This is a genomic window from Rhodococcus sp. NPDC078407, from assembly GCF_044542515.1.
GTDB lineage: Bacteria > Actinomycetota > Actinomycetes > Mycobacteriales > Mycobacteriaceae > Rhodococcoides.
Window position 1 is genome coordinate 1 of record NZ_JBITUQ010000050.1, and the last position, 5,085, is coordinate 5,085.

Consider the following 5,085-nt stretch of genomic DNA (forward strand, 5'->3'; position numbering starts at 1 on the left):
AACTCCTCTGGGAACGCTTTCGGCATGGTGAACATCCTTCCACCGTGAGGAGCGATCCTCACAGATCAGATGTCAACCAAACCTGGGGCAGTCCCTCCGTTATCTTACCAACCAAAGACTGTGCCTGTTCGAGGTCTGTCAAACCCGCTACGAAGTGTCTCAGCCGGTAAGGAACCTTCTCCAGCTCCTGTGGGTCGAGCCCGGATCCCGTGACCCCAGGCAGATCTGCGAGACCGCCACGGAACATCTTGGGGGGCGGACCGTTGACGCGCATCGCTGCCGTGTATCGAATTGGGTCGACCGCCCAGGCTTCGTCTGCGATCCCGTTCAAGGACCAAGGGTTTCCGGTCACATACACGGGCTCATCGATAGCCCAGACGAAGTAGTTCTTCATTGGCGCATTCACAGGGGTCAGTTCTTTCTGGCTTGAGGGATAGTGGCCGTCAGACATCACAGGTAGCGCGGCTGCCCGGACTGGTAAGCGGCCAACCGGTCACCCCGACGCGCTTCCTCAGCCCGCACAGGCGCATAGATTCGCTCGAACAGTGCGGCAGACTCGGCCTCAGTCAACTGGTCTGCCGGCACCGACGCCCACTCTTTGATCCGTGAGTAGGCCAGGTTCAGGCCCTCGTGGTGCGCGTTGGCCTCGGGGTCGCTGGCGTTCTTCTCAATCAGGGCGTGCGCGGTCGACGCGACAGGCTCGGCAGCAACGTAATGCCGCATCCGCCACGGGACGCGCATCAGCGCAGCCGGGTCAAAGCCAGCAGACACCATGTCAGGCAGGTCCGCCTTGCCGGCGACAAACATCTTCGGCACAGGTCCGTTGACGCGGGTGGCGATAGCAAAGTCATCCGGGTAAGCCTCGCGGTACTCATCGGCAAGTCCGTTGGCAGCCCACGGGTCAACGCTGGTGGCAATCTTGGGATCGAATGAATTCTGAATAATGGCTGGTGCAGTCATTTTGTGTCTCTTTCGTAGATTTAGGTCTAGAGGTGCGAGTATTTGCGTTCGATGTCAGCCTTGATCTCCGCATGATCAACAGCATTAGGTAAGTACCAGGTGGGTGTTTCCGGTTCGGCAAGCGTTTCGTATTCTTCCCGCGTCACTTCCCGAATCAGGTTGTTGTCGAGGTTGTGCCGAATTTGGGACTCGTCGGCCCACAACGGAACGCGATTCCCGTAATACAAATATCCGCCGTCGATTGCGTCAGTCTCTTCGCGTCTGCGAGCCACTGAGTGTGGAACGCCGGCAAGCTCCTCAGCGTTCATTCTTCGAATCTGCACGATGGCTGCCTTGACACGATAGTACTTCTGTCCTTCGTCCGTTTCAGTCATTTTCGGGCTCCAAGATGCTCTCGTAGAAGTAATCATCTGCCGTTTTACGCGTCCCTGGCTGTGGTCCCTGATGCATGACCGGCGCAGGTACGCGGGGTGCGTTCGGGTCGTAGACCGGGGCGGCAGGTACACGCAGCCCAGGCTTTATCTCAGCCCAGTCGGCTGCCAACTCCTCGGCTGTCGAGCCACGCAGCCTGTCAGCCACCACCGCTGGCACGCCGTTCTCGTGCACGACCTGCAACCGCACCTTTTCGGCAGCTAGTCGACTTGCCTCGGCAGTTGCTTCGGCGGCTTGCGCTTTGGCCGCTGCGATCGCTTCTGCATCCCCACTCATTGATCAACCTTCACTGATTCTCGGATTAGATAACCCTCGTGCTTTTCGATTGCGTCCTGTGTTGCGTCCGCTAACGCGAAGAGCTGGGCTTCGTTTATTGTCCAACTGAAATAGTTTCCGTCCCGCTTTAAACGCGAGATGGTCCACCTTGGCGTGAGATCAGGGTTATTGACTTCCCGGATCTTCCACGACGGAAGTTTCTTCGCCTCAGGCATTCTTGCTACCCTCCCCGTCAGCTTCTGAGGGACTTTCGTGACCATCTGCAACTTCGGGTACCGGAAGGCCCGCTAGCGCCTCCTGAGGCTGCTGCGTCCACTGCGTGTACCGACCTTTGCCGCCGTATAGGCGGGGACGGTCCCTCACGCCGGCACCTTCGCCAGCTCATCAGCCAACACCCACACCAGTCGCTCCAGCCCGCCGTAACGGTGCACAGCATCATCGAATGCCAAATCAAACGCGACATCATCGGAGTTGCGGCGCGCATTCACAGCACGCGCCCCAATAATCCGGTCGATCTCACTTATCCTCGGAGCACTCACGCCATTACTTCCTGCTTGTCTACTGGACATCCCGAATACTGTTCACGTCGAGCCTTCTGAATGGCTGCACAACGGTTCAAACTTTCGACCTCGTACAGGACTCTTGAACGAGACTGTCGATACGCCACCACTTCATTGTGTTGACGCCACATACGCAGAGTGCGCGGGCTTCTCTCAATGTAGGTTGCGGCTTGCGGTTCGGTTAACCATCGGATTGGTTCAGGCATTGGCCTAGTCACCTCCTGAGGGGTATTGCCATCTTGGCAACGGTTGGATGGTAAAAATTTAGACGCCCCGGATTTACGGGGATTGGGTTAGCGGCGGAGCAGCGTAAAGGCGATCACTTTCGCGCTCACGCCTACCCTAATTCTACCTATTCAATGTGTCGCACCGGTTTATTCATCGGGCCTTTGTGCCCACGTCCAGGGCCGGCTGGACCGACGCGTCCGACCTGAAATTGTGCGGCTTTTCGGCGATCCGCACTTGTTGTCAGTGCGAGCAGTAATTCACTGGCTTCATAGACTGACTTTCCGTCCCGCCGTTTACGTCGTATCAGCTTCTTTCGGTGCCAGTTGTAGATAGTGCTTGGACTTCTCCCTGATATTCGTACAGCTTCGTGCAACGTAATCCAACGTTCAGGAAAGTAGGGTGCGGGGTCATCTGATGCTGAAATTATCGGGGGTTTACGCATTGGTGTCTCTCATCTCTTTGCGTATTTTGCCGACGATGTGGTTTCCGCAACCGACTGCTCGGATGATGTCGACGTTGCGGTAACCCTCGGCTACCATTTGTCGGACTTTGTCTGTTGCGGGGTGCCGGTTGCCGCGCCCGAGCCCTGCACGTTTCGGCTTGTTCAGGTAGTTCTGCCGTTTGGTCTCTTTGGCGCGGAGTAGTTCGGATGCTTCCCATACGTTGACACCGGCACGTATGCGGCGATGGACTAATCCGGTTCTCGTCCAGACCCTCAGTGTGCGGTCGCATCGGTCAATGAGTCGTAGCGCTTCTGCTTTGGGTAGCCAGTGCTTTGGGAACTCTTGCGCGGCCACGCCGCCGTCGATGGTTGGTGGTGTTCTCATCGAGCCCCCAGCAATAGGTCGTGGACAGCCGGCCACGCCTTCGAGTGAGTGGCTAGGAGGTCGTGCAGGCTTGCTTGCATCCCGGCAGGTTCGACCCAGTCGCGTGACCGCATGGCCATGAGGAGACGGACGGATAGCCGGTCCGCTGGCCTTGGGTCGTCGTTGGCGATACCTCGGATGTAGCCGGCTAGCTCGGGATGGCTGGGATGGTAACGCCAGGTTCGGCCGATGTCGGTCATATCGACGCCGCAAATTTCTGCCCAGTAAGCCAATATCTCCAACTGTTTGTCCGCGGCATCGATGACGTTGAGATCGGCAGGGGCTTGGGGTCCGGGTCCATTGGCATTCTTTGTTTCCGACGCCCCCTCTGGAACTGCCTTGGGTAGCCTGTAAAGTCCTCCGCGAAGATATGCGATCGCCTCGGGGATGGTCTGGACCATGACTTGAAGAGAGAACTGTATGGGCGGCTTAGGGCTAGCATTGACGCTGTAAGCAATTTCAACCATTTAGGTACCTCAGGTATAGGGGATGCCTTAAAGTCTGCGGAGAGTGTCCGCCAGAGGGCAGCAATCGGCATAAGAGCAAATACGGTCAGAGACTTCGGCGCGACCAACGTCACCAAGGGATGCGCAGGAACATATTTCTCCCACTTCGGGAACAATTCATTCCCGATTTTTGGGCCTTGACCTGCACAAAGTCAAAGTTCCTCTCAATACTCTTAGTCAGTGAAACTCGCAGGTAGAACGCAGTTTGTAGTTTCCTGCTTTGAACTCCACGCCATAGGGCGCAATTAGACAACGATCATTGGACCCGTCAGCTAACCAGCCGTTCTTCACTGCCTGCCGAACTACCTTCCGGGTATCCACATCAGAATTCTTACCGAGCAGTTCGGTTAATTTGCCCTTCGGCATCGGGCAGTGGCCGCGACGATCAATATGCGCCCAGCAATGAAGTGCTGCCTTTTGCCACGCAGGCACCGATCCGGTACCCAAACGCTCGAAAAGTTTCCGCTCCATAATGTTCCAACCTCCGGGCATACGAGTCAGGTTCGACCGATACTCCGGCCAATCTTCATCCGCCCGTACTAGGTCTTCCACCGATAGCTCCTGAAGCTAGAGAAACAACATGCGCGAGGTCAGCGTCATCGAGAATGAGCGCTTTGCTGGTGCCATTGATGCCGACCTTGTGAAGGCGTTTGTTGTACTTGTCAGACCAGAAGCTGACGACGTAGGTTTTAGGTTCCGGCATGTCGCTCCTGCTCCTCGTAATCGTCTAAGGCGTCTTGCAAACGATCCGCAAGCAGTCTCATTGCGGTCGGTGAAAGCTGCCAGAACGATTCACGCCCGCCATCCTCGCTTTTTCGGGTCAAAATGAACCTGGTGGAAGTTGGACGCTTACCGTTTGCACGGTCCAGACGAGTCCGTTTTATAGTGAAGTCAGTAGGCATGGCCTTACCTTCAAAAGAGGTGGGAAAAGAATGTTGAAGCTATTTGGTGCCGACGCGAAGAGCCCCGCAGCGTTGAACTGGGGGCCTCTAACGGGTGTCCGGCAAGCTGGCGAGGGTCGATCTGATGCGGATCCAATCGCAGAGCTTTAGAACGTGTGTTCGATTCTATACCTAGTGTCCGACATCTGCCTACAACACTAGATATGGTGCCTGGCCGGCTGGCGTGTTCAGCCAACAGTAAAGGAACGAAACGCGGTCGGTGTCAGCGGTCACGTAATTCCCCAGGCTTGAGGGGTTGTCCGTCACCTAATTCCTCACCCGCTGTCACGTAATTCCCCACCCTGGGGCGTGTCGG

The 5,085-nt window shown here is 56.6% G+C and carries 7 protein-coding genes; 1 reads left to right on the forward strand and 6 read right to left on the reverse strand.

What is annotated here, in order from left to right:
* Positions 1 to 58 precede the first annotated feature (58 nt).
* From ACIGGF_RS25225 to ACIGGF_RS25250, 6 genes are all read right to left on the reverse strand, one after another.
* Positions 59 to 394 (reverse strand): hypothetical protein, encoded by a 336-nt coding sequence (locus tag ACIGGF_RS25225; RefSeq protein ID WP_397523771.1) that lies wholly within the window; start codon positions 392 to 394, stop codon positions 59 to 61.
* A gap of 56 nt (positions 395 to 450) precedes the next feature.
* The gene (locus ACIGGF_RS25230) at positions 451 to 960 is read right to left on the reverse strand and encodes a hypothetical protein (RefSeq protein WP_397523772.1); all 510 of its coding nucleotides are present in this window, start codon (positions 958 to 960) and stop codon (positions 451 to 453) included.
* 26 nt (positions 961 to 986) lie between these two features.
* Positions 987 to 1,334, reverse strand: coding sequence for a hypothetical protein (locus ACIGGF_RS25235; RefSeq protein WP_397523773.1), 348 nt, complete (start codon positions 1,332 to 1,334; stop codon positions 987 to 989).
* Positions 1,327 to 1,668: a hypothetical protein gene (locus ACIGGF_RS25240; protein WP_397523774.1), complete on the reverse strand. Its 342-nt coding sequence runs from the start codon at positions 1,666 to 1,668 to the stop codon at positions 1,327 to 1,329. The genes ACIGGF_RS25235 and ACIGGF_RS25240 overlap by 8 nt, the downstream gene beginning before the upstream one ends.
* A gap of 359 nt (positions 1,669 to 2,027) precedes the next feature.
* Positions 2,028 to 2,237 carry a hypothetical protein gene (locus tag ACIGGF_RS25245; RefSeq protein ID WP_397523775.1) on the reverse strand — a complete coding sequence of 70 codons (210 nt, stop codon included), beginning with the start codon at positions 2,235 to 2,237 and terminating at the stop codon, positions 2,028 to 2,030.
* A 1,768-nt stretch (positions 2,238 to 4,005) separates the two neighbouring features.
* Entirely contained in the window at positions 4,006 to 4,380 is a 375-nt protein-coding gene (locus ACIGGF_RS25250; protein ID WP_397523776.1) for a hypothetical protein, read from the reverse strand.
* A 28-nt stretch (positions 4,381 to 4,408) separates the two neighbouring features.
* Between ACIGGF_RS25250 and ACIGGF_RS25255 the strand changes: the two genes are divergently transcribed.
* Positions 4,409 to 4,657: a hypothetical protein gene (locus ACIGGF_RS25255; RefSeq protein ID WP_397523777.1), complete on the forward strand. Its 249-nt coding sequence runs from the start codon at positions 4,409 to 4,411 to the stop codon at positions 4,655 to 4,657.
* The last annotated feature ends 428 nt before the right edge of the window (positions 4,658 to 5,085 follow it).